At 64.2% G+C, this 21,830-nt stretch carries 20 protein-coding genes; 10 read left to right on the plus strand and 10 right to left on the minus strand.

Annotated elements, in window-relative coordinates; all coding sequences use genetic code 11:
• The 3 genes from LPB04_RS08780 to LPB04_RS08790 all read left to right on the plus strand — a co-directional run bounded on the left by LPB04_RS08780 (window position 1) and on the right by LPB04_RS08790 (window position 2,817).
• Complete coding sequence (locus LPB04_RS08780) at window positions 1-675, plus strand: TPR end-of-group domain-containing protein (RefSeq protein ID WP_193688312.1); 675 nt, start codon at window positions 1-3, stop codon at window positions 673-675.
• A gap of 54 nt (window positions 676-729) precedes the next feature.
• Entirely contained in the window at window positions 730-2,145 is a 1,416-nt protein-coding gene (locus LPB04_RS08785; RefSeq protein ID WP_193688313.1) for an IgA Peptidase M64, read from the plus strand.
• A gap of 147 nt (window positions 2,146-2,292) precedes the next feature.
• On the plus strand, window positions 2,293-2,817 hold the full coding sequence (locus LPB04_RS08790) for a hypothetical protein (protein WP_193688314.1): 525 nt from the start codon (window positions 2,293-2,295) through the stop codon (window positions 2,815-2,817).
• A gap of 147 nt (window positions 2,818-2,964) precedes the next feature.
• On the opposite strand, the gene parC is transcribed toward LPB04_RS08790, so the two are convergent.
• Together parC and LPB04_RS08800 are read right to left on the minus strand one after the other, a co-directional pair.
• Window positions 2,965-5,292: a DNA topoisomerase IV subunit A gene (gene parC, locus LPB04_RS08795; RefSeq protein ID WP_193688315.1), complete on the minus strand. Its 2,328-nt coding sequence runs from the start codon at window positions 5,290-5,292 to the stop codon at window positions 2,965-2,967.
• 78 nt (window positions 5,293-5,370) lie between these two features.
• On the minus strand, window positions 5,371-7,368 hold the full coding sequence (locus LPB04_RS08800; protein WP_193688316.1) for a DNA topoisomerase IV subunit B: 1,998 nt from the start codon (window positions 7,366-7,368) through the stop codon (window positions 5,371-5,373).
• A 283-nt stretch (window positions 7,369-7,651) separates the two neighbouring features.
• On the opposite strand from LPB04_RS08800, the gene LPB04_RS08805 reads away from it, so the two are divergent.
• Together LPB04_RS08805 and LPB04_RS08810 are read left to right on the plus strand one after the other, a co-directional pair.
• A complete protein-coding gene (locus LPB04_RS08805) occupies window positions 7,652-8,485 on the plus strand; it encodes a PleD family two-component system response regulator (protein ID WP_227496673.1) in 834 nt (277 codons plus the stop codon).
• Between the two features lie 52 nt (window positions 8,486-8,537).
• Window positions 8,538-9,527, plus strand: coding sequence for a gamma-glutamyl-gamma-aminobutyrate hydrolase family protein (locus tag LPB04_RS08810; RefSeq protein ID WP_193688317.1), 990 nt, complete (start codon window positions 8,538-8,540; stop codon window positions 9,525-9,527).
• Window positions 9,528-9,633: 106 nt separating this feature from the next.
• Here LPB04_RS08810 and LPB04_RS08815 read toward each other — a convergent pair whose 3' ends face one another.
• Both LPB04_RS08815 and LPB04_RS08820 read right to left on the minus strand, forming a co-directional pair.
• Window positions 9,634-10,770: a YbdK family carboxylate-amine ligase gene (locus tag LPB04_RS08815; protein WP_193688318.1), complete on the minus strand. Its 1,137-nt coding sequence runs from the start codon at window positions 10,768-10,770 to the stop codon at window positions 9,634-9,636.
• Complete coding sequence (locus LPB04_RS08820; RefSeq protein ID WP_193688319.1) at window positions 10,760-11,962, minus strand: cation:proton antiporter; 1,203 nt, start codon at window positions 11,960-11,962, stop codon at window positions 10,760-10,762. The genes LPB04_RS08815 and LPB04_RS08820 overlap by 11 nt, the downstream gene beginning before the upstream one ends.
• A gap of 175 nt (window positions 11,963-12,137) precedes the next feature.
• Between LPB04_RS08820 and LPB04_RS08825 the strand changes: the two genes are divergently transcribed.
• Window positions 12,138-12,743 carry a CPBP family intramembrane glutamic endopeptidase gene (locus LPB04_RS08825; RefSeq protein ID WP_193688320.1) on the plus strand — a complete coding sequence of 202 codons (606 nt, stop codon included), beginning with the start codon at window positions 12,138-12,140 and terminating at the stop codon, window positions 12,741-12,743.
• A gap of 126 nt (window positions 12,744-12,869) precedes the next feature.
• Here the strand turns inward: LPB04_RS08825 and LPB04_RS08830 are convergent, their stop codons facing one another.
• Genes LPB04_RS08830 through LPB04_RS08840 form a run of 3 tightly spaced genes read right to left on the minus strand, consistent with a single transcriptional unit; the run spans window position 12,870 to window position 15,487 of the window.
• Window positions 12,870-14,042, minus strand: a complete 1,173-nt coding sequence (locus LPB04_RS08830) for a vWA domain-containing protein (protein WP_193688321.1) — start codon at window positions 14,040-14,042, stop codon at window positions 12,870-12,872.
• 3 nt (window positions 14,043-14,045) lie between these two features.
• Entirely contained in the window at window positions 14,046-14,636 is a 591-nt protein-coding gene (locus LPB04_RS08835) for a GNAT family N-acetyltransferase (protein WP_193688322.1), read from the minus strand.
• A complete protein-coding gene (locus LPB04_RS08840; protein WP_193688323.1) occupies window positions 14,633-15,487 on the minus strand; it encodes an AAA family ATPase in 855 nt (284 codons plus the stop codon). The genes LPB04_RS08835 and LPB04_RS08840 overlap by 4 nt, the downstream gene beginning before the upstream one ends.
• 179 nt (window positions 15,488-15,666) lie before the next feature.
• Between LPB04_RS08840 and LPB04_RS08845 the strand changes: the two genes are divergently transcribed.
• Both LPB04_RS08845 and LPB04_RS08850 read left to right on the plus strand, forming a co-directional pair.
• Window positions 15,667-16,002: a c-type cytochrome gene (locus LPB04_RS08845; RefSeq protein WP_193688324.1), complete on the plus strand. Its 336-nt coding sequence runs from the start codon at window positions 15,667-15,669 to the stop codon at window positions 16,000-16,002.
• Between the two features lie 12 nt (window positions 16,003-16,014).
• Window positions 16,015-16,356 carry a c-type cytochrome gene (locus tag LPB04_RS08850; RefSeq protein ID WP_193688325.1) on the plus strand — a complete coding sequence of 114 codons (342 nt, stop codon included), beginning with the start codon at window positions 16,015-16,017 and terminating at the stop codon, window positions 16,354-16,356.
• Between the two features lie 56 nt (window positions 16,357-16,412).
• Here LPB04_RS08850 and LPB04_RS08855 read toward each other — a convergent pair whose 3' ends face one another.
• The 3 genes from LPB04_RS08855 to LPB04_RS08865 all read right to left on the minus strand — a co-directional run bounded on the left by LPB04_RS08855 (window position 16,413) and on the right by LPB04_RS08865 (window position 19,210).
• Window positions 16,413-16,841 carry a DUF1841 family protein gene (locus LPB04_RS08855; RefSeq protein ID WP_193688326.1) on the minus strand — a complete coding sequence of 143 codons (429 nt, stop codon included), beginning with the start codon at window positions 16,839-16,841 and terminating at the stop codon, window positions 16,413-16,415.
• A 31-nt stretch (window positions 16,842-16,872) separates the two neighbouring features.
• On the minus strand, window positions 16,873-18,456 hold the full coding sequence (locus LPB04_RS08860; RefSeq protein ID WP_193688327.1) for a retroviral-like aspartic protease family protein: 1,584 nt from the start codon (window positions 18,454-18,456) through the stop codon (window positions 16,873-16,875).
• Between the two features lie 133 nt (window positions 18,457-18,589).
• On the minus strand, window positions 18,590-19,210 hold the full coding sequence (locus tag LPB04_RS08865) for an RNA pyrophosphohydrolase (protein ID WP_193688328.1): 621 nt from the start codon (window positions 19,208-19,210) through the stop codon (window positions 18,590-18,592).
• Between the two features lie 204 nt (window positions 19,211-19,414).
• On the opposite strand from LPB04_RS08865, the gene LPB04_RS08870 reads away from it, so the two are divergent.
• The gene (locus LPB04_RS08870; RefSeq protein WP_193688329.1) at window positions 19,415-21,145 is read left to right on the plus strand and encodes a proline--tRNA ligase; all 1,731 of its coding nucleotides are present in this window, start codon (window positions 19,415-19,417) and stop codon (window positions 21,143-21,145) included.
• Complete coding sequence (locus LPB04_RS08875; RefSeq protein WP_193688330.1) at window positions 21,145-21,792, plus strand: lytic transglycosylase domain-containing protein; 648 nt, start codon at window positions 21,145-21,147, stop codon at window positions 21,790-21,792. Before LPB04_RS08870 ends, LPB04_RS08875 begins: the two co-directional genes overlap by 1 nt.
• Window positions 21,793-21,830: the final 38 nt, after the last annotated feature.

The following is a 21,830-nucleotide window of genomic DNA, read 5'->3' on the forward strand; positions in this document are numbered from 1 at the left end:
ATGGCGCGCTGGCAACGAGCGGCGGGCGCCGCACTGGCAATGGCACTGGCCCTGGCGGTGCAGGGCTGCGCACGGGAAGACGGCAGCCGCATTCTCGGCCACTGGCGCGCCGAGCGGTTTGCGGTCATGTCGCTGAAACTGCCGGTCGGACCGGAACTGCACATTACGCGCGACCGGCTGGCCAGCGCTGACAACGCGCTGGCACTGCCGATCTCCGCCATCACGCAGGACGATGACGAGGTGACGCTCGAAACGGCGGGCGCCATCGGATTGAGCTTTCATTTCGTGGAGCCGGACCGGATGTATGTGGAGCTGCCTTTCGTGGGCAAGATCTACTATCGCCGCGTGGCCGATACGCCGCCGGAAGCGGTCGCGCAAGGTTCTGCGCCTGCGGCGCAGGCAAGCGTGCCTGCACCCGCGGCGCCGGCCGCGCCAGTCCGGCCGGTAGCCGAGACCGCACCGGCGGCGCCGGCCGCGGCACCCGGCGAGCAGTACTACCACCAGGCGCTCGCATCCGCCCGCGAGGGCGATGACGACGGCGCGCTGCGGCACCTGCATCGCGCGTTCGGCGCTGGTTTTAGTGGTGCCGGGCGCGTTGCAGCGAGCCCGGAATTCGCACACCTGCGCACCGATGTCCGGTTCCAGGTGCTGCTGTCGCGCTACGACGGGGAGTAATCGGGGGCGTGCCAGGATTACAATGCGGGGATCCGATTTTCCAAGGGACCTCCCATGTTTCGATTCTTTCCGCGCCTGCTTGCCGCCGCTTCCTTGGTGGCGGCCGGACTGGCCCAGGCGGCGCAACCGGCCACCGTGCGCGTCGACTATACCCACAGCGGCAACGCCCTGTCCGACAGCTACGCCCTGGAGCAGGTCCTGGTCGAGCCGCTGCCCTGGCCAGGCGACACTACGAGAAACCTGGACAACACGAACCGCGGCCAGAACCGGGTCGAGGTGGCCGATGCGAAGACGGGAGATTTACTGTATTCGCGCGACTTCTCCACGATTTTCGGCGAGTGGCGCACGACGGACGAGGCCACTAAAATCAGCCGCGGCTTCAGCGAATCGGTGCGCTTTCCGAAGCCCGATCGCCCGGTGCGCGTGCGCATCCTGAAGCGCGACGAGCGCAATGCCTTTTCGGTTGCCTGGAGCGTGGAGATCGATACCGATGCGCCCGACGTGGTGAGAAAACAGCCGGCGGCACCGGCGACGCCGATCCCGATCCGCGTGAGCGGCCCGTCGCCGCAGAAGGTGGACCTGCTGGTGCTGGGCGATGGCTACACGCAGGCGGACATGAAGAAGTTCGAGACCGATGCGCGGCGCCTGGCCGCGCACCTGTTCACAGTCTCGCCTTTCAAGGAGCGCGCGGACGATTTCAATGTCTGGGCGCTGGCCGTGCTGACCCTCGAATCGGGCGTGTCGCGCCCCTCGACGGGCGTGCACCACGCCTCGAAGCTCGGTACGCGCTACGACATTTTTGGAAGCGAGCGCTATGTGCTCACCCTGGACAACCGCGCGCTGCGCGAGATCGCCCAATACGCGCCCTACGAATTCATCGAGATCCTGGTGAACAACGAGACCTATGGCGGCGGCGGCATCTTCGGGCAGTTCAGTACCGCGGCAGCTTCCAACGAGTGGGCCGATTACCTGTTCGTGCACGAATTCGGCCACCACTTCGCCGGCCTGGCCGACGAGTACTACACCTCGCCGGTCGCCTATGCGGCCAGCAGCACGCGCATGGAACCGTGGGAACCGAATGCGACGGCATTGCGCGACCCGGCCAATTTGAAATGGGCGAAACATGTAAAGGCGGGCACGCCGCTGCCGACGCCGTGGCCGAAAGCCGAGTACGAGGAATACTCGCGCGCCTACCAGAAGCGGCGCGCCGCGCTGCGCGCCGCGAACCGGCCGGAGAGCGAGATGAATGCGCTGTTCAGGGAGGACCTGGCGCGTACCAAAGCCTTGTTCGCGAAGCAGCCCTACCGGCAGATGATCGGTGCCTTCGAGGGCGCGAACTACGAGGTCAAGGGATATTATCGGCCGGCGATGCAGTGCATCATGTTCGACCGCAGCGAAGCCTTCTGCCCGGTGTGCCAGGACGGGATCACGGACATCATCGACCTGTATGCGGGGGTGAAACAGCGCTGAAAGTGGATTGATGCTGCTCAGCAGTAGTGTGTGTGGTGGCGAACAGACCCCGTGTGCATGGAGGCATATTCTGGTCTCGAAGTTAATAAAAAGTTAAACGATGCGGGCATGGCCTGCACCCCATCATTGCACCGAAAGGACACCATCATGAACAAACTGCTCGCCACCCTGATCGCCGGTCTCGTCGTTACCAGCGCCTATGCGCAGACCGCCACCACGACCACCACCACGACCGCACCAGTAGCCGTCACCACCACGGCCAACACCAAGGACGTCGTGAAGGCCGAAGCCCGTGCCGAGGAAGACGTGGCCAAGGCCGAAGCGAAGGAAATGAAGGCTGCCGCCAAGGCCGACGAGAAGGCCTCGAAAGCCGTCGCCAAAGCGCAGGAAAAGAAAGCCAAGGCGCACGCCAAGGCCGTGAAGGCGCACGCCAGCGCCTCCGAGAAGATCACCAAGGCCGATCCTGAAGACCGCGCCAAGGCGATCGCCAAGGGCGAAGAGAAAGTGTCGGAAGCGAACCTGAAGGCCGAGAAGACCATGATCAAGGCCGATGAAAAGGCCCTGAAGGAGCAGGTCGACGCCGCCGCCGACAAGGCGCGTGCATCGGCCAAGACCGAGCAGGTGCGTGCCGAGGCGATGGCCGACGTGCACAAGGCAGCGGCCAAGAAGTAATCGGTTCGATGCAATAAAAAATGCCGGCGCGAGCCGGCATTTTTTTTAGGGTTGTTTGCGTGCGTTCGGGTTCGCACGGGCACGTACGCGTGGGCTCGAGAGCCCACGCGTTACGGACCGTTGCACAGCCGCGGAAACAGGGACGAATTACTCGCCCGTCGAACGCATCGCCAGATCCGTCGCCTTCAACTTCTGCGACAAGGGCTTGCCCTTCCTTGCGCGCTTGCCGAAATGCGGCTCCAGCCCCGACGCGAACAGCTCCACGGTACGCGGCTTCGAACCGGCCCAGGTGCCGATCACGTTCACGCCCTTCTGGCTGATCGGTTGCGCCGCCAGCAGCTGTTCCTTCGGATCGAGCTCCATCAGCGTCACGCCGCGCCCGCCGTTGGTCAGCACCTTCATTTCGTCGATGCCGAACACCAGCACGCGGCCATTGCCGGACAGGCAGGCGATCGCGCCGGCGGAATCGGGCACCACGCGCGGCGGCAGCGGTACGGCGCCGTCATCGAGCGTGATGAAGGATTTGCCACCCTTCAGGCGGCTGACCATGTCGCCCGCCTTCGACATGAAGCCGAAGCCGTTGGACGTCGCCAGCAGCAGTCGCGTGTCGGCCGTTCCCGCGAAATAATGCAGGATGCGCACGCCGCCCGACAGGTCGACCAGGGTCGTGATCGGCACGCCGTCGCCGCGCGCGCCCGGCAGGGCGGCCACCGGCACCGAATAGGTCTTGCCGTTGTCGCCGATGCCGACCAGCGAATCGACCGTGCGGCACTCGAAAGCGCCGTACAGCGAGTCGCCCGCTTTGAACGTGAACTGCGCCGGGTCGTGGCCGATGCCGGTGCGTGCGCGCACCCAGCCCTTCTCGGAGATGATCACGGTGACGGGTTCGTCGATGATCTTCTGCTCGGCGACCGCCTTCTGCGCTTCCTCGATCAGGGTACGCCGTGCGTCGCCGAAGGTCTTGGCGTCGGCTTCGATCTCGCGAATGATGGTGCGCTTCATGGTCGACGGATTGGCCAGGATGTCTTCCAGCTTCTCCTTCTCGCCGCGCAGCTGCGCCAGCTCCTGCTCGATCTTGATCGCCTCCAGGCGTGCCAGTTGGCGCAGGCGGATCTCGAGGATGTCCTCGGCCTGGCGGTCAGACAGACGGAACTCGTCCATCAGGGCCGCCTTCGGCTCGTCCGAGTTGCGGATGATGGCGATCACCTTGTCGATGTTGAGCAGGACGATCTCGCGGCCTTCCAGGATGTGGATGCGGTCGTTGACCTTGCCCAGCCGGTGCTCGGTACGGCGCCGGACTGTCGTGAATCGATAATCGATCCATTCCTGGATGATCTCGTTCAGGCCCTTCTGGCGCGGACGGCCGTCGCCGCCGATCATCACCAGGTTGATCGGGCTGGAGGTCTCGAGCGAGGTATGCGCCAGCAGCAGCAGCATGAATTCGTTCTGGTCCTGGTTCTTCGACTTCGGCTCGAACACGAGGCGCACGGCGGCTTCGCGGCCGGACTCGTCGCGCATCGTGTCGAGCGAATTCAGGACCGTCTGCTTCAGGGCGATCTGTTCCGGCGTGAGCGTCTTCTTGCCCAGCTTGACCTTCGGGTTGGTGATCTCTTCGATCTCCTGCTGGACCCGGGCGGCCGAGGTGCCCGGCGGGAGTTCCGTCACCACGGCTTGCCACTGGCCGCGCGCCAGTTCTTCGATCTTCCAGCGCGCGCGCACCTTCAGCGAGCCGCGGCCGCTGGCGTACATGTCGGCGATCTGCGAGGCCGGGGTGATGATCTGGCCGCCGCCCGGGAAGTCCGGGCCGGGCATCATCGTCATCAGTTCCGCATTCGAGATCTTCGGGTTGCGGATCATGGCGACAGTGGCGTCGGCCACTTCGCGCAGGTTGTGCGACGGGATCTCGGTGGCCATGCCGACCGCGATGCCGGAGGCGCCGTTGAGCAAGACCATCGGCAGGCGCGCCGGCAGGGTGCGCGGCTCGTTGGTGGAACCGTCGTAGTTCGGCTGGAAGTCGACCGTGCCCATGTCGATTTCATCGAGCAGCAGGCGCGAGATCGGGGTCAGGCGGGCTTCGGTATAGCGCATCGCTGCCGCGCCGTCGCCGTCGCGCGAGCCGAAGTTGCCCTGGCCGTCGATCAGCGGGTAGCGCAGCGAGAAGTCCTGGGCCATGCGGACCAGGGCATCGTAGACCGACTGGTCGCCGTGCGGGTGCAGTTTACCGAGCACGTCGCCGACCACGGCCGCGGACTTGCGCGGCTTTGCGGTCGGGCCGAGGCCGAGTTCATTCATCGCGTACAGGATGCGGCGCTGGACCGGCTTCTGGCCGTCGGCCACGTCGGGCAGGGCGCGGCCTTTCACGACCGAGACCGCGTAGTCGAGGTAGGCGCGTTCGGCGAAGGTCGACAGGGTCAGCGTTTCGATGTCGTCGGCCGGCTCGGCGGCTTGTTCGAAGAGGTTTGCTTGGGTAGTCATATTCAGTTTGTTTCGTTTTTTGACGGTGCAGGGTGGGCATGCCCACGCGTTGACGTGCGGTTCAACACCGCACACCCATCAAATATCCGCTTCCGTCTCGTTGCCGTGTTCCTCGATCCAGGCGCGGCGGGCGGCGGCTTCGCCTTTGCCCATCAACATGTTGAAACGCGCGCTCGATTCGCCGTGGTCGAAACCGCCCAGGGCCACCGGCAGCAGGCGCCGCGTGTCCGGGTTCATGGTCGTTTCCCAGAGCTGCTCGGCGTTCATCTCGCCCAGGCCTTTAAAACGGGAGATGTTCCAGCTGCCTTCCTTGAGACCGTCCTTTTTCAGCTTGTCCTCGATCGCCAGCAGTTCGCCGTCGTCCAGCGCGTACAGCTTCTGCAGCGGCTTCTTGCCGCGCGGCGGCACGTCGACACGGTACAGCGGCGGACGCGCCACGCAGATGTGCCCATGGCGGAACAGGGCAGGGAAGTGCTTGAAGAACAGGGTCAGCAAGAGCACCTGGATGTGGGAGCCGTCCACGTCCGCATCGGAGAGGATGCAGATCTTGCCGTAGCGCAGACCGCTCAGATCGGGCGAATCGCCCTGCGAGTGCGGGTCGACGCCGATCGCGACCGAGATGTCGTGGATCTCGTTGTTCGCGAACAGGCGGTCGCGGTCGGTTTCCCAGGTATTCAATACCTTGCCGCGCAGCGGCAGGATCGCCTGGTATTCCTTGTCGCGGCCCATCTTCGCGGAACCGCCGGCCGAATCGCCCTCGACCAGGAACAGTTCGTTGCGCGTCAGGTCGGTCGATTCGCAATCGGTCAGCTTGCCCGGCAAGACGGCGACGCCCGAGGACTTCTTCTTTTCGACCTTCTGCAGCGAACGCATGCGCGACTGCGCCTGCTTGATGACGAGGTCGGCCAGCTTCTTGCCGTATTCGACGTGCTGGTTCAGCCACAGCTCGAGCGGCGGTTTCGTGAACGTCGAGACGAGTTTGACGGCGTCGCGCGAGTTCAGGCGTTCCTTGGTCTGGCCCTGGAATTGCGGGTCCAGCACCTTCGCCGACAGCACGAAGGAGACGCGTGCGAACACGTCTTCCGGCAGCAGTTTGACGCCTTTCGGCAGCAGGCCGTGCAGTTCAACAAAACCTTTCACGGCGCCGTACAGGCCGTCGCGCAGGCCGGACTCGTGCGAGCCGCCGCTTGGCGTCGGGATCAGGTTGACGTAGGACTCGCGCACCACGGCGCCTTCCTCGTTCCAGGCCACGACCCAGGCCGCGCCTTCGCCTTCGGCAAAACTCTCGTCGCCCGCCGCCGCATAGCCGGCACCCTCGAACAGCGGGATCACGGTCTGGCCGCTGGTGCTCTGGTTCATTGCCTCGACCAGGTAGCCGCGCAGGCCCTCGTCGTAGCGCCAGGTCTGGACGTCGCCGGTTTTCGCGTTCGTCAGCGTGACGGTCACGCCCGGCAGCAGCACGGCTTTTGACCTCAGCAGACGCACCAGGTCGCCCATCGGGATGTTCGGCGAATCGAAATATTTGGCGTCCGGCCAGGCGGTGACGCGGGTGCCGTTCTTCTTGCCGCCGCGCTCGAAGGGTGCGGAGGAGAGCGGCTCGATCACGTCGCCGTCGGCGAAGACCAGGTTGTGGACGCCGTTGCCGTCCTCGGTCTTGCGCCAGACCGTGATCTCGAGGCGCTTCGACAGCGCATTGGTGACCGAGACGCCGACGCCGTGCAGGCCGCCCGAGAAGGCATAGGCGCCGCCCGAACCCTTGTCGAACTTGCCGCCGGCGTGCAGGCGCGTGAACACGATTTCGACCGTGGACACGCCTTCTTCCGGGTGGATGCCGACCGGGATGCCGCGGCCGTCGTCCTCGACGGTGACGGAACCGTCGACGTTCAGGGTAACGCCGATGTTGCTGCAGTAGCCGCCCAGCGCCTCGTCGGAGGCGTTGTCGATGACTTCCTGGATGATGTGCAGCGGGTTCTCGGTGCGGGTGTACATGCCCGGACGCTGCTTCACGGGTTCGAGTCCCTTGAGGACGCGGATGGATGATTCGCTGTAGTCGGGTGCGGGTTTCTTGGTTGCCATGCTGATCAGTGTTTTTTCGAAAGCCTGCGCATTCTATATCTTGTCGGGAGGAAAAAGCAGGAGGGGCGTAACGGATTGTTCTTGTCAACGCGTGGAAACGTGACTAGATTGGTACGCAAGGTTGCTACGCCAAGCGGCCCCGAGAAACCGTTGAGCGGAAGGCGTTCATTGAGAACAATACTGTACATGCATACAGTAATAATCGCAAGACTCGCCATCTTACCGCAGTTTTCCGTACAACAGGTCCGTGGGCTGTCCACGTCGCACGCACCGGATGATCATCATGCATGCACAAAAAATGCCGACGGCAGTACGACTGCTCGGATTTTCACCAGGCGCTGCCGTGCACCTGGCCACCTTGCTGGCAGGTGCGCCGCGCTCGGGACCGCTGTATTCCTGCCTGCATGAGGACAGCCTGCAGGAACCCGACATCGTGCTGGCCGACGGCGGCAATCCGGCGGCCCTGGCCTGGCTCGACGGCATGCGCTGTGCGCCGCCCGCGCTGGTGATCGGCGGTTCGCCCCACGCCGATTACGCCCACCTGGCGCTCCCGATCGACCCCGAGCAGTTGCATGCCTCCCTCGTCAGACTGCTGGCCGAACGGCGGCGTGCGCTGGCGCTGCTGAGCGCGCGCGGCGAGCCGCTGCTGGCCGAGCGCCGGCGTCGTCCCAGGCTCGGGGCCGACGCCGGCTGCGCCGATGGACGCCAGCCGCCGCGCGACGGCAAGGTGCTGATCGTCGACAAGGGCGGCGCCTTCCGTGACCATCTGGCCGGGCTGGTAGGTGATGGCCGGCTGGCGATCGCCTGGACCGACAGCGCGCCGATGGCAGTGCGCCTGTGCGACGAGACACCGGTCTCGCTGGCGATGATCAACACGGCCACACCCGGCATCGACCCCTATGGACTGAGCCGCAACATCAAGGCGCAGGACGGGGCAGGGCGCACGGCCGTGGTGCTGCTGGTGGGACGGACATTCAATTATGACAGTACGCTGGCGCATGGCGCCGGGGTACGCGGGCTGCTCGACAAGCCGGTGGGGGACCGCAGCCTGGTGTGCATGCTGCAACGCTTGACGAGTCTGCAGGACATGCCTGCCTCGGTCAGCTCAGCCATGTGATTTTGTTACAACTTCGAATCGTGCGCGGCAGTGGCGGGGCTATATTCGTCCCATGGCAGACGAACAACCCAAGCCCGACGCCGAGCCTTCCGGCCCGCCGCTGGAAAACCGTGCCGAGACCCCGCAGCGCATTCCGGACCGCCGCGCAAGCAGTGGCGGCGTGCCGCGTTACCAGCGTCCAGGCGACACGCCCTTCGCGCTGGCCGGGCGGGTGCTGCGTTCACGCTGGCGTGCACTGCGCGACCGCTTCAGCCGCGACTTCATGCGCCGCACCCTGCGCATCGGCGTCTCGGCGCGCATCTTTCATCCCGAACCGGGTTCGACCGGCCTGCGCAGCAAAAATCTCCAGTACCTGGAGGAGTCGATCGCCCAATGGGTGATGTCGCGCGACGTGCTGGTGTTCATGATCCCGACCGTGAACACCAACGGCCTGCTCCATCCCAGCAACATCACCCTGCGCCACTACGCGCGCCACCTGGACGGCCTGGTATTGCAGGGCGGGGCCGACGTCTCGCCGCAGACCTATTCCGAGTCGCCCACCCGCCCCGAGTGGAGCGGTGACCGCGCGCGCGACCTGTACGAACTCGAACTGCTGCACGAATTCGTGGAGGCCGGCAAGCCGGTGCTGGGCGTCTGCCGCGGCTGCCAGCTGATCAACGTGGCCTTCGGCGGTACCCTGTACCAGGACGTGGCGACGAATGTTCCCTCCGCGCTGGCCCACGTGCACACCGACTATGACGCCCACCGCCACGCGATCGAATTCCCGCCGGGCTCCTCGCTCGGGCGCATGTTCCCCAACGCCGGGCGCCCGATCGTCAATTCGATCCACCACCAGGCGGTCAAGGAACCCGGGCGCGATATCCGCATCGAGGCGGTGTCATATCCGGACGGGATCGTCGAGGCGATCCGCTACGACAAGGCGGACTTCGTGATGGGCCTGCAATGGCACCCGGAATTCCACCGGGCCGGTGGGACGGACCTGCTCGATTGCACGCCGGTGCTGGATGAGTTTTTACGGGCGGCCAGGGAGACGCGCTTGTAAGAAATGTCGCCAATATTCATGTTGCGATCCGCGTGGGCTCGAGAGCCCACCCTACGTTACACCGCTGCCGCGTGATCAATCTTGGAACGGTGGTGCAATCGAAACGCTACCTGCGCCGGAACCGCCGCTCGCCGCGAAACCAGTTGATCGCCGCATGCACCATCCCCTCGACGCTGCCCTGCTGCTCGTACTGCTGCCGCAGCAGCGTCGCGTCACTGCCATGCGCCGCCGCCAGCGCCAGGTGTTTTAATCCATCCAGGCTCCCCAGCGCCGCGGCATACGGCTCCATCTTATTCAGCGTCGCCAGGATATCCTCGCGCAGCGACACCGTTTCGTAGGTCTTCGGATGCGTGATCGCTCCCTCCAGCCCGAAGCGGCAAGCCTGGAAGCGGTTGTAGTTATAGACGAGGTAATCGTCCTCGACCGGCGGCTCATCGAAGCGTTCCAGCAGATAGCTGCACAGCGCCTGCAGATAGGCCGCCAGCGCCGCCGCGCGTTCCACCGTCAGTGGCGTGTCGCACACGCGCAGCTCGATCGTGCCGTACTCGGGTTTCGGGCGCAGGTCCCAGTAAAAATCCTTCATGCTCTTGACGATGCCGGTGCGCTCCATCTTGGCGAAATAGGCCGACTCGAATTCCGCCCAGCTGAGCATGAAGGGCGCGCGCCCGCTCATCGGGAAGGCGAACACGGAATTCAGGCGCGCCGAATCGAAATGGCTGTCGTGGCCCTGCACGAAGGGAGAAGAGCTCGACAAGGCGATGAAATGCGGGATGTAGCGGCTCAAGGCGTGCAGCAGGTACATGGCGTTGTCGCCGTCGCCGCAGCCGATGTGCACGTGCTGGCCGAACACGGTAAATTGCTTGGCCAGGTAGCCGTACAGCGAGGACAAATGTTCGAAGCGGGCTTTCGGGAAAATCTTCTGTTCCGACCAGTGCTGGAAAGGGTGGGTGCCGCCGCCGGCGATGCCGATGTTCAGCTGGTCGCCGGCTGCGACCAGGGTGTCGCGGATTTCCTGCAATTCGGCCAGCAGCGCCGGATAGGTCGATTGCACGCTCGAATTAATCTCGATCATGCTCTCGGTGATCTCGGGCGTCACGTTGCCGGGGAAGGGCTTGCGGGCCAGCAGGTGCAGCAAATCCGGGCTGGCGGCAGTGAGGTCGAAGTCGGACAGGCTGACCAGCTGCAACTCGAGTTCGACCCCGAAGGTCAGCGGCGTGGACTGGGTAAACGGTTCAAGGGGCATGCGACGCCTCCGGGCGGGGCTCTGGTATTTCGTGCGCCCACACCAGGGCGCGCTGGATGATGATCGGCCCGAACACTTCCAATAACATCGTCACCGCCGCCACCGAACGCAGTTCCTCGACGACGTGCACGCCGGCCAGCCGCGCGTGTTCCAGCAGCAGGATCACGAACACGGACAATGGCGCCAGCGCCACGCCGGCCAGCGCCCCCTTGCGCCAGGAGATGCCCGCCAGGTGGGAAAAGGCCATGACGCCTGCCGTCTTGGTAACCAGGCGCGCCAACACGAGCACGGCGGCAAGCAGGCTGCCGGCCGCGACCTTCTGCCAGTCGAGGGTCGAAGCGGCGAACACGAACAACAACACCGTCAGCAATTCGCCCAGCGCTCCAAAGCCGCGCTGGGCCTGGCTGAAGGCGACGCGCCGGTGGCGCGCGACCAGGCCAAAGGCGAGCGTCGACACCACCGGCGACAAGCCGCCCGCATACGACAGGGCGACCAGCAAAATCACCGCCAGCGCAAAGGCGGCGGTCGCATCCTGGCGCGGATTCCTGAGTCCACGCAGCAGCGCCGGCACGGCCAGGCCGAACACGGCGCCGGTCAGGATCGACATTGCCAGTAACACCAGGCTGTTCCAGATGGCGTCGCCCAGGTCCTCGAAGGTGCGGAAAATCCAGAACGCCACGATGACATTGAACGCGAACACGGCCAGCACGCAGTTCTGGGCCGTCAGGTGCAGCACGCGTTCCGTCACCTGGCCCGAACTGCGCTGTTCGTTGATGACCCGCACCACGGTGGCGGGCGAGGTCGCCATCGACAGCGAGGCCAGCATCAGCGCCGTCATCTGCGCCGAACCGAAGGCGCCTGCGATGAAGTAGACGGCAATGAAGGTGGCCAGCGATTCGGCCAGCCCGCTGACGCCGATCCAGGGATTGGTGCGCAGCCAGTGCAGGTTGATGCGGTAGCCGAGCTCGAACAGGATCAGGCCGAAGGCGACGTCGGCCAGCATCGATACGGGGCCAATGTCGGGAAGCGGCAGGATGCCGAGCTGCGGGCTGCCCAGCGCGAAGCCGACCAGGCCGTAAAAACTAATGCGCGGCAAGCCGGTCCAGCGCTGCCCGAATTCCCCCGCGATCCAGGCGATGGCGATCGCGAACGGCCACGCGAGACTGGTCAGGATCGGCAACAGGTCGAGCATGCGGGCTCCTTGAGGGGAACGGGTCTTTGTCGATTTTACAAGACTGGTATGGTGCAGGCTGCACACGATTGGACCTGTGAATAACGGAAGAGTTCGTTGTCAGGGGAGCTGGCGCTGGCTAGAATGGCGGGCCCCTATCGATTCCTCATTCGTCGCTTCGCCCCGACGTGCTTTCATGCCCCAACCGAATGCCCCGCAAACGCAGCCCCAGCCGGGCCGCGCGCCGATCCGCCTTCTCGCCCAGGTGCTGACCTGCGTCGCCTTTTCGCTGATCGCATTGTTGATCATCTTTTTTGCACAGGCGCAGCCCTTGTCCGTCTTCCGTGGCCCGATGGCCGTGGGTGAACAATTGCTGTTCGGCCTCGGCCTGTCGGCGCTGGCGGCGGTGGCTTCCTATGTCAGCTTCCGCCTGACGGCGACATCCGAGGCGACCGCGAACACGATCAAGGCCTACGGCCGGCTGGACCTGTCGGGCTTCAATCCCGTCTGGATCAGCCTGGCCGCCGCGATCGGCGAAGAGCTGCTGTTCCGCGCGGCGCTGCAGCCGCTGCTGGGGGTGTGGATCACCTCGGTGATCTTCCTGCTGACGCATACGCCGGTGTACCAGTTCCGGCGTTTGAACCGCGCGACGCTGGTGCAGGCGGCGGGGGTGTTCGGGGCCAGCGTGGCGCTCGGCTTCATTTACCAGTACGTCGGACTGCTGGCCGCGATGATGGTGCACACGGCGCTTGATGTGATCGGGTTGTATGTGGTGCGCAATGCGGTGCGGGGAGCGCGCTGAGGCGGAGTGGCTGATCACATTGTGAACGCGTGGGCATGCCCACCCTACGTCGTGCATCGGCCTGTGACTGCGATGTAGCGTAGGGTGGGCATGCCCACGCGTGACGCGTGAAAGGCCCGCAGCCCTTTATTTACTCAACAAACGCATCGCCCGCTCCAATCCTTCGAGCGTCACCGGGAACATCCGGTTGTTCATGATCTGGCGAATGACGGCAATCGACTGCCGGTATTGCCACAGATGTTCCGGCTCCGGATTGAGCCAGGCGAACTTCGGAAAGGCGCGGCAGAAGCGGGCCAGCCATTCGGCGCCGGCCTCCTCGTTGTTGTATTCGACCGAGCCGCCCGGCGCCAGCACCTCGTAGGGGCTCATGGTCGCGTCGCCGACGAAAATGATGCGGGTGTCGTTCGGGTACTTGCGCAGTACGTCCCAGGTGTCGAAGCGCTCGGCGTGGCGGCGGCGGTTGTTCTTCCACAGGTAGTCATACACGCAGTTGTGGAAGTAATAGAACTCCATGTTCTTGAATTCGCTCTTCGCCGCCGAGAACAGCTCCTCGGTGCGCTCGATGTGGTCGTCCATGGTGCCGCCCACGTCCAGTAACATCACCACCTTGATCCGGTTCTTGCGCTCGGGCTGCATGCGGATGTCGAGGTAGCCGGCATTATTCGCCGTGGCGTGCACCGTCGCGTCGAGCGCGAATTCGTCGAGGGCGCCGGTGCGCGCGAAGCGGCGCAGGCGGCGCAGGGCGACCTTGATGTTGCGGGTGCCGAGTTCACGCTCGTCGTCGTAGTCCTTGTACGAGCGCTGGTCCCACACCTTGACTGCCGTGCGGTTGCGGCCGGCGCCGCCGATGCGTACCCCTTCCGGATTGGTGCCGCCATGCCCGAACGGCGACGTCCCGCCGGTGCCGATCCACTTGCTGCCGCCTTCGTGGCGCTCCTTCTGCTCCTTCAGCAGTTCGTTCAGGCGGTCCATCAGCTTGTCGTAGCCGAATTTTTCCAGCGCCGCCTTCTGCTCGGGCGTCAGCTCGCGCTCCATGCGTTTGATCAGCCAGTCGAGCGGGATCTCGCCTTTACTGGTGTCGAACACGGCCTCGATGCCCTTGAAGTAGCTGCCGAAGGCGCGGTCGAACTTGTCGAAATGGGCTTCGTCCTTGACCAGCACCAGGCGCGCGAGATAGTAGAACTCGTCGAGGGAAGGGGCGATGACGCTCTTTTCCAGGGCCTCGAGCAGGGTCAGGAATTCCTTGATCGAGACCGGGACTTTCGCGTTACGCAGCGCGAAGAAAAAATCGATCAGCATGGTTTATGCGGTGGCGTGCCGCGTCAGTTGATAGTGCAGGTGCGTCTTGATCTCATGCCATTCGCCGCGCACGATGCTGTACATGACGGTATCGCGCACGGTGCCGTCGCGCCGCGCGCCGTGGTGGCGGATGACGCCGTCCTTCTTTGCACCCAGCCGTTCGATGGCCTTCTGCGAGGCATAGTTGAAATTATCGGTGCGAAAACCCACCACCGCGCAGCCGAGGGTGTCGAAGGCATGCGAGAGCAGGAGCAGCTTGCAGCTGGTGTTCACGTGAGTACGCTGGACGCTTTTCGCGTACCAGGTGTAGCCGATCTCGACCCGGTCGACGGCGGGCAGGATGTCGTGGTAGCTGGTGGTGCCGAGCACGGCGCCGCTCGAGGAATCGACCACGGCGAACGGGATGCGGTCCGCCATTTCCAGCGCGGTGTGCACATAGGCCTGGGTGCGGTGCGGCTCCGGCACCGAGGTCACGCGCAGGTTCCACAGCTCGCCGTCGGCGGCGGCCAGGCGCAGGCCGTCGACGTGTTCGAGGCGCAAGGGCTCCAGGCGCACGCCGTTGAATTCGAGCGCCGTCGGCTCGACGTGGATCATCGGTTCATCCTCGACATGGAGAGGAGGCGTTCGAACAGGTGCACGTCCTGCTCGTTTTTCAGCAGGGCGCCATGCAGCGGCGGGACGACGGTTTTGTTGTCCTTGCTGTGCAGGGCTTCCGCCGGGATGTCCTCGGCCATCAGGAGTTTGAGCCAGTCGAGGAATTCCGAAGTCGAAGGCTTCTTCTTGATGCCGGGGATGTCGCGCACGTCATAAAAACTCTGCAAGGCGGCAGCCAGCAGCTCCTGCTTCAGGCGCGGGTAGTGGACCTGCACGATGTCGGCCATCGTTTCCCGGTCCGGGAATTTGATGTAGTGGAAGAAGCAGCGGCGCAGGAAAGCGTCCGGCAGTTCCTTCTCGTTGTTGGAGGTGATGATCACCAGCGGACGGTGTTTGGCGACGACCATTTCGCGCGTCTCGTAGACGTAGAACTCCATGCGGTCGAGTTCGCGCAACAGATCGTTCGGGAACTCGATGTCGGCCTTGTCGATCTCGTCGATCAGCAGCACAACCGGTTCCGGGGCGGTAAACGCCTGCCACAGCACACCCTTGACGATATAGTTGTGGATGTCGCGCACGCGCTCGTCGCCCAGCTGCGAATCGCGCAGGCGCGAGACGGCGTCGTATTCGTACAGGCCCTGCTGGGCCTTGGTGGTCGATTTGACGTGCCACTGCAGCAGCGGCATGTCCAATGCGGCCGCCACTTCCTCGGCCAGCATGGTTTTACCGGTGCCGGGCTCGCCCTTGATGAGCAGAGGACGCTGCAGCGTCAGGGCGGCATTCACGGCCAGCTTCAGGTCGTCGGTGGCGACATAGCTCTCGGTGCCTTCGAAACGGGGATGGGCTTGCATACGCGTCAATGGAAAGAGGATAAATTCCGAGTATATGCCAGAATTTCGAGGCTGGTGCAGCTGCCACGGATGGGCGCACGACGTTGGTAGACTGCAATCTTTTGTTGGGCTAGAATCAACAGCTTGGTACTTGTTTTTGCGGTAGCGGTATTCGATTAAAAAATTTTGCGATTCCCACCATGAAAAAACTTTTGGCAGTACTCGCGCTGGCAGCTTGCGCCGGCTCGGCTTCGGCGGCGGACGTCGTCGGTAACCCGAAGGCAGCCCCGAACAAGATCGAAATGTGTATCGGTTGCCACGGCATCCCCGGCTATAAAGCCAGCTTCCCCGAGGTCTACCAGGTGCCGATGATCGGCGGCCAGTCGGCCAAGTACATCGAATCCGCGCTGCACGCCTACAAGAAGGGCGACCGCAAGCATCCATCGATGCGCGGCATCGCCGCCAGCCTGTCGGACCAGGACATCGCCGACGTCGCCGCCTATTATTCGCAGCAGAACGCCCAGACCCGCAAGTAAGGACCACACGCCATGAAAAAACTGATCATCGCGCTGGCCCTCGGCGCCGTCTCCTTCAGTGCCGCCGCCGCTGACGTCAAGCGCGGCGAAGAGCTGACCAAGAAATACAATTGCGCCTCCTGCCATGGCGCCGACTTCACCAAACCAATCGACCCGAGCTATCCGAAGCTTGCCGGCCAGCATGCCGACTACATCGCCCACGCCCTGATGGCCTATAAACGCGGCGGCGACCAGGCCAACGGCCGCAGCAACCCGATCATGGCCGGCTTTGCGAAACCGCTGTCGAACCAGGACATGGCCGACATCGGCGCTTACCTGCACAGCCTGCCGTCGCAGCTGGTGGTGAGCAAGTAAGCGGCTAGCAGGAAGCGTGATGCGAAAAGGCGGCCATGGCCGCCTTTGTCGTTTTATCAGCGCGTCGCGCGCCTTCTGACGCAATCGATGTACGCCTCGGTATCGGGCGGCACGCCGTTCCGCTGCGAGGTCCAGATCATCTCGCCCAGGCACTCCATGATGTCGTGGTGGGCATCGTGCTCGCCGATGCGGGCGACCAGCAGGTCGTGCGCGGCCTTGATGCCGCGCGGCTGGTCGATCGAGACCTGTTCGGCGATCGACAGGTGCATCGACAGGTGCAAGAACGGGTTCGGCTGGCCGCCTTCGACCGAATAGTCGCGCGCGACGGCCGCGTCGGCGTCCATCAGGGCGTCATGGTATTCGGGGTGCTGGACGATCCAGTCGGCGGCGATGGCGTCCATCGGCGTCAGGATCTCGCCGGCGCGTTGCTTGCGGAAGGCGTCGCAGAAAAAGCGGCGCACGTCGTGCGAGGACGGTGTAAACATGGTGGAAACGGGAAGGCGGTGGGGAAGGGCGTCATTGTAGCGCGCCGCCAGCGCCTGCGCTGACTCGACCCTGTGGCGGTGGCTGCGGTGACTGCGGCCGGGGAAGGCCGGCCGCCGCGTTCAGGCACCCGAGGCTGGTGCGCTGCTCGGCCAGGGCCGGCAAGGCGGCCTGGTCGCCATGCGCGCTGTGCCACTGCCCCATGGCCTGGACCGTCTGGCAGCTGCGGTCCCGCGACAGTTTGGCGTCCTTGGCCGCTGCCGCGAGCACCTGCGCTGCGTTCAGCTTTCCGAGATAGAAATCGGTGATCGGCGCGGGCCATTCGTTGTCGCGGTTGGCCAGGCGCGCGTCGGCCAGTTCGGTTCGTGCCAACTCGGCCTGGCCGCTACGCACGCGTGCCAGATACAGGTCCAGCGCCGCCGCGTGGTGCGTGGGCAGCTTGTCCAGTCCGGCACGCAGCCGGGTGACGGCTTCGCCGTATTTGCTCTCCAGCAGCAACTTGTGTCCGGTCAGGATGTTGGCTTCGGCATTCCCTGCGCGCGCCGCCTTTTCCGCCCATTGCGCGGCCAGCGCGGGGTCACGCGGCACCAGCTTGCCTGCCATGTAATAGGTGGCCAGCGCCATCTGGGCGTCGGCATTGCCGGCCTCGGCCTCGGCCTGGATCCACGGCTCGAGTGTGTGCCGCTGGCCGAAAGGTTCGCCGCCGATATAGGACAGGTAGATCTTTTCCTGGCTCATCGCGAACAACACGCGGTGCGCACGCAGGAAGTCGGCGCCCAGCAATACCTCGGCCGTGCCTTCGTAGTCGAGGACCCCGACCTCGGCATTGTGCACGACTTCGTCGCCGATTTCGAAGCGCTTGAAGGTCGTGCGCCAGCGGGCGACCTTGCGCGTGCCCACGCCGGTGGCCTCGCCCGCCCGCACCAGCTCCGGGGCGTCGAGTGCGAGGCCCGCGCGCCTGGCCGCGTTCAGGGTCACGAAGGAGGTGCTGGCGCCGCTGTCGATGATCGCGTCCAGTTTCACGCCGTTGACGACGACCGTGAAATGGGGATTGGCCGCGGCGTGCATGTGTTTGTCGAAGGGCAGGACCACCGCGTTCTGGTCCCAGTAACCGAGGAAATGGTCGCCGCAGTTCTTTGGCCGGAAGAATTTCAGTTCTTTCGTGGCGAGCGATATTTCCAGGTCCGACTGCAGCAGGAAGGGGGCACCGACCAGCGCCTCGTAGTGCGGGCGGGTGCCGAACTCCGTCAGCACACGCAGCCAGGTACGGCCGCTCTTTGCCGGACCGATCGAAAACTCGTCGACACGGGTCTGGTAGATCCAGGCGTTGCCGCCGATGCCGTACGCGCTCTCTCCCGTGTTGCGCAAGGCGAGCTTGCGGCGTTCGGTGGCGGTCCTGGTCAGGAGCGTCTGGAAGGAGCCGGTGTCGACGATCATCGTCGCTGCCGTACCATTGATGCTGCCCTCGGTCGTGATGTCCAGGCCGATGCCGGCATAGCGCAAGGGCAGGCGCGCCACCTCCACGTATTTGCAGCCGGGTTCGGCCGCCGTGGCGAAGGAAGAGAACAATGGAGATGCAAGGAGGACGCTGCACAGCAGGTGGCGATAAGCATTCATGCAACTAATTCTAAACGGAAACTTTCCTGTTTAGTAACTTTTTGCCATGAACGCCGCGCGAAAAAAAAGCAAGCGACACCGTCTGCACGGTGTGCCTGCTTTTCATGGCCTCGCGGCCGATGTGACGGACGCCTTACTTGTCCGGCGCCAGCATCAGTTGTTGCGTTTCGGCCCCGGCCTCGTGCAGCTTGGCCGGGGGTTTCCCGGCGCTGCTTCCCTGCCCACGCGGCTGGCGCAGGTAGCGCGCGCTGTGGCGCCGCTCGCCGTGCCCGCTGCCCGGCGGACTGGTGAGGAAACGCGACAGCTCCTGCAATGCGCGCTGGTAGACGTCGCGCTTGAACTCGATGACCACGTCCAGCGGCACCCAGTAATCGTGCCAGCGCCAGGCGTCGAACTCCGGATGGTCGGTCAGGCGCAGGTTGACGTCGTTGTCGCGCGCAACCATGCGCAACAGGAACCAGATCTGCTTCTGGCCGCGGTAATGGCCGCGAATTTCCCGCTTGATGAAATGGTCGGGCACCTCATAGCGCAGCCAGTCGCGGGTGCGGCCCACGATCTTGACATGCTCCTGGCGCAAACCGATTTCCTCCTCGAGCTCGCGGTACATCGCCTGTTCCGGCGTCTCGCCGTATTTGATACCCCCTTGCGGAAACTGCCATGAGTGCTCGCGCACCCGCTTGCCCCACCACACCTCGTTGTTGGCGTTAAGCAGGATGATGCCGACGTTGGGGCGGAACCCTTCCCGATCGAGCATAAAACACCTCGAAACTTTCTGCCAGCCTTTGTGTCTCTTACATTTTTACCTACAAATCCACACGTCAGCTTCCCTCGTGCACGACGAAAACGGCGGACGCTGCGTGTTCCGGACCCATTTGTACAAAGATTGGACGCATCAGCCAGCTAATCCTTTAAAATTAGGTCGATTATAACTCTCTCTTTTTAAAAAGAATTCATCGATATGCGCGCCTCACGATTTTTTATTTCTACGCTTAAAGAAGCGCCATCCGACGCCGAGATCGTCAGCCACCAGCTCATGATGCGCGCCGGCATGATCAAGCGCCTGGGTTCGGGCATCTATACGTACATGCCGACCGGCCTGCGCGTGATCCGCAAGGTCGAGGCCATCATCCGTGAAGAAATGAACAAGTCAGGCGCCCTCGAACTCCTGATGCCGCTGGTGCAGCCAGCCGAGCTGTGGCAGGAAACCGGCCGCTGGGACAAGATGGGTCCTGAACTCATGCGCGTCAAGGACCGCCACGGCCGCGAGTACGCCATCCAGCCGACCTCGGAAGAAGTCATCACCGACGTCGTGCGCAGCGAAATCAAATCCTATCGCCAGCTGCCGCTGAATTTTTATCACATCCAGACCAAGTTCCGCGACGAGCGCCGTCCGCGCTTCGGCCTGATGCGCGGCCGCGAATTCACGATGAAGGACGCGTATTCGTTCGACCGCGACGTCGAGGGCATGCAGAAGTCCTACGGGATCATGTTCGATGCCTATGTCCGCATTTTTAACCGTTTTGGTTTGAAATTCCGCGCGGTGGCGGCGGATAACGGGGCGATTGGCGGCACCGGCTCGCACGAATTCCACGTCATCGCCTCGACCGGCGAAGACGCGCTGGTCTACTGCCCGGACTCGGATTTCGCGGCCAACATGGAAGCGGCCGAGGCGCTGGCCATCGGCGAGCGCGGCGCGGCCTCCGAACAAATGACCAAGGTGCCGACGCCAGGTAAAACCAAGTGCGAAAGCGTGGCCGAGCTGCTGAACCTGCCGCTGTCGCGCACCGTCAAGACCATTGCGCTGACGGTCGAAAAGGAAGAAGAGGGCAAGGTTTCCAAACAATACTTCATGCTGCTGCTGCGCGGCGACCATGAACTGAACGAGGTAAAAGTCGGCAAGGTCGCGGGCCTGGCGAACCACCGCTTCTCGACCGAAGCGGAAATCCAGGAAGTCTACGGCACCGCGCCGGGCTACCTGGGTCCAGTCTCGCCAAAAATGCCGGTGACCATCGTTGCCGACCGCACGGTCGCCAACATGAGCGACTTCGTCTGCGGTGCCAACGAGCTTGATTACCACCTGACGGGTGTGAACTGGGGCCGCGACCTGCCGGAACCGATCGTTGCCGACCTGCGCAACGTGGTCGAGGGCGACGCTTCGCCGGACGGTAAAGGTGTGCTCGCCATCGAGCGCGGCATCGAAGTGGGCCACGTGTTCCAGCTCGGCACGGCGTACTCCGAAAAGATGGGCGCAACTTACCTCGACGAAAACGGCAAGCCGGCCCCGCTGCAGATGGGCTGCTACGGCATCGGCGTGACGCGCATCCTGGGCGCGGCGATCGAGCAGAATTTCGATGACAAGGGCATCGTCTGGCCGGACGCGCTGGCGCCGTTCCAGCTCGTGCTGTGCCCGATGGGCATGGACCGCAGCGAGATGGTCAAGGCGCAGGTCGAGCAGCTGTACGCCGACCTGCAAGCTGCCGGCGTGGACGTGATCGTCGACGACCGCGGCCTGCGTCCGGGCGCGATGTTCGCCGACTGGGAACTGATCGGCGTGCCGCACCGCGTCGTCATCGGCGAGCGCGGACTGAAGGAAGGCAACCTGGAATACCAGGGCCGCCGCGACACCGAGGCAACCGCCGTGCCGGTGGCGGAGATGGTCGCCTTCATCAAGGGCAAGCTGGGCCAGTGATGCGGCAGGGTTTCCACGGCCGGGCCACGGCCTGGCTGGGCGGCCTTGCGTTCGCGGCACTTCTGGCCGCGGGCGGGAGTGCGCACGCCGGCAACCAGAAGGAAGAGGAGATGGCCGATTCGGTGCGCCTGGCGCTGTCGAACGCCATCGCCGACACCCGCCCGCCGAAACCCGCCTTTCGCGACGAGGCGGCACGGGTGCGCTACCAGCAGTGGTTCACCGAGATGTCGGCGCGCCTGAAAAAACGCCTGCCCGACGAGCTCTCGCGCACCGAATTCCTGGAGTCGGCCTGGTACGAAGCGACCCGCGCCGGGCTCGATCCGGGCCTGGTGCTGGGCCTGATCCAGGTCGAATCGGCCTACCGCAAATACGCCGTCTCGATCGCCGGCGCGCGCGGCTACATGCAGGTGATGCCGTTCTGGACCAAGGTCATCGGCGACAACGACCGCCGCAAACTCTTCCACATGCAGACGAACCTGCGCTACGGCTGCTCGATCCTGCGCATGTACATCGACATGGAGCGCGGCGACCTGTACCTCGCCCTGGGCCGCTACAACGGCAGCCGCGGCAGGCCGCAGTATCCGAATGCGGTGCTGGCGGCGTGGAAGAAGTGGGAGTTCAATCCGGTGGCGGTGGCGTCGCGCTAAGCCGATTTTGCCGGGGTCTGCCGGTTGCGGTATACACT

Source organism: Massilia litorea (genome assembly GCF_015101885.1).
In the GTDB taxonomy this organism is placed as follows: domain Bacteria; phylum Pseudomonadota; class Gammaproteobacteria; order Burkholderiales; family Burkholderiaceae_D; genus Telluria; species Telluria litorea.

Coding starts and splice junctions, on each gene's coding strand:
- parC (WP_193688315.1), bottom strand. CDS start 5,292: ATGACTACCCAAGCAAACCTCTTCGAACAAGCCGCCGAGCCGGCCGAC.
- LPB04_RS08835 (WP_193688322.1), bottom strand. CDS start 14,636: ATGATCCACGTCGAGCCGACGGCGCTCGAATTCAACGGCGTGCGCCTG.
- LPB04_RS08820 (WP_193688319.1), bottom strand. CDS start 11,962: ATGCTCGACCTGTTGCCGATCCTGACCAGTCTCGCGTGGCCGTTCGCG.
- LPB04_RS08840 (WP_193688323.1), bottom strand. CDS start 15,487: ATGCAAGCCCATCCCCGTTTCGAAGGCACCGAGAGCTATGTCGCCACC.
- LPB04_RS08875 (WP_193688330.1), top strand. CDS start 21,145: ATGCGGCAGGGTTTCCACGGCCGGGCCACGGCCTGGCTGGGCGGCCTT.
- LPB04_RS08780 (WP_193688312.1), top strand. CDS start 1: ATGGCGCGCTGGCAACGAGCGGCGGGCGCCGCACTGGCAATGGCACTG.
- LPB04_RS08815 (WP_193688318.1), bottom strand. CDS start 10,770: ATGCCCCTTGAACCGTTTACCCAGTCCACGCCGCTGACCTTCGGGGTC.
- LPB04_RS08845 (WP_193688324.1), top strand. CDS start 15,667: ATGAAAAAACTTTTGGCAGTACTCGCGCTGGCAGCTTGCGCCGGCTCG.
- LPB04_RS08855 (WP_193688326.1), bottom strand. CDS start 16,841: ATGTTTACACCGTCCTCGCACGACGTGCGCCGCTTTTTCTGCGACGCC.
- LPB04_RS08860 (WP_193688327.1), bottom strand. CDS start 18,456: ATGAATGCTTATCGCCACCTGCTGTGCAGCGTCCTCCTTGCATCTCCA.
- LPB04_RS08810 (WP_193688317.1), top strand. CDS start 8,538: ATGGCAGACGAACAACCCAAGCCCGACGCCGAGCCTTCCGGCCCGCCG.
- LPB04_RS08805 (WP_227496673.1), top strand. CDS start 7,652: ATGCATGCACAAAAAATGCCGACGGCAGTACGACTGCTCGGATTTTCA.
- LPB04_RS08825 (WP_193688320.1), top strand. CDS start 12,138: ATGCCCCAACCGAATGCCCCGCAAACGCAGCCCCAGCCGGGCCGCGCG.
- LPB04_RS08865 (WP_193688328.1), bottom strand. CDS start 19,210: ATGCTCGATCGGGAAGGGTTCCGCCCCAACGTCGGCATCATCCTGCTT.
- LPB04_RS08830 (WP_193688321.1), bottom strand. CDS start 14,042: ATGCTGATCGATTTTTTCTTCGCGCTGCGTAACGCGAAAGTCCCGGTC.
- LPB04_RS08850 (WP_193688325.1), top strand. CDS start 16,015: ATGAAAAAACTGATCATCGCGCTGGCCCTCGGCGCCGTCTCCTTCAGT.
- LPB04_RS08785 (WP_193688313.1), top strand. CDS start 730: ATGTTTCGATTCTTTCCGCGCCTGCTTGCCGCCGCTTCCTTGGTGGCG.
- LPB04_RS08790 (WP_193688314.1), top strand. CDS start 2,293: ATGAACAAACTGCTCGCCACCCTGATCGCCGGTCTCGTCGTTACCAGC.
- LPB04_RS08800 (WP_193688316.1), bottom strand. CDS start 7,368: ATGGCAACCAAGAAACCCGCACCCGACTACAGCGAATCATCCATCCGC.
- LPB04_RS08870 (WP_193688329.1), top strand. CDS start 19,415: ATGCGCGCCTCACGATTTTTTATTTCTACGCTTAAAGAAGCGCCATCC.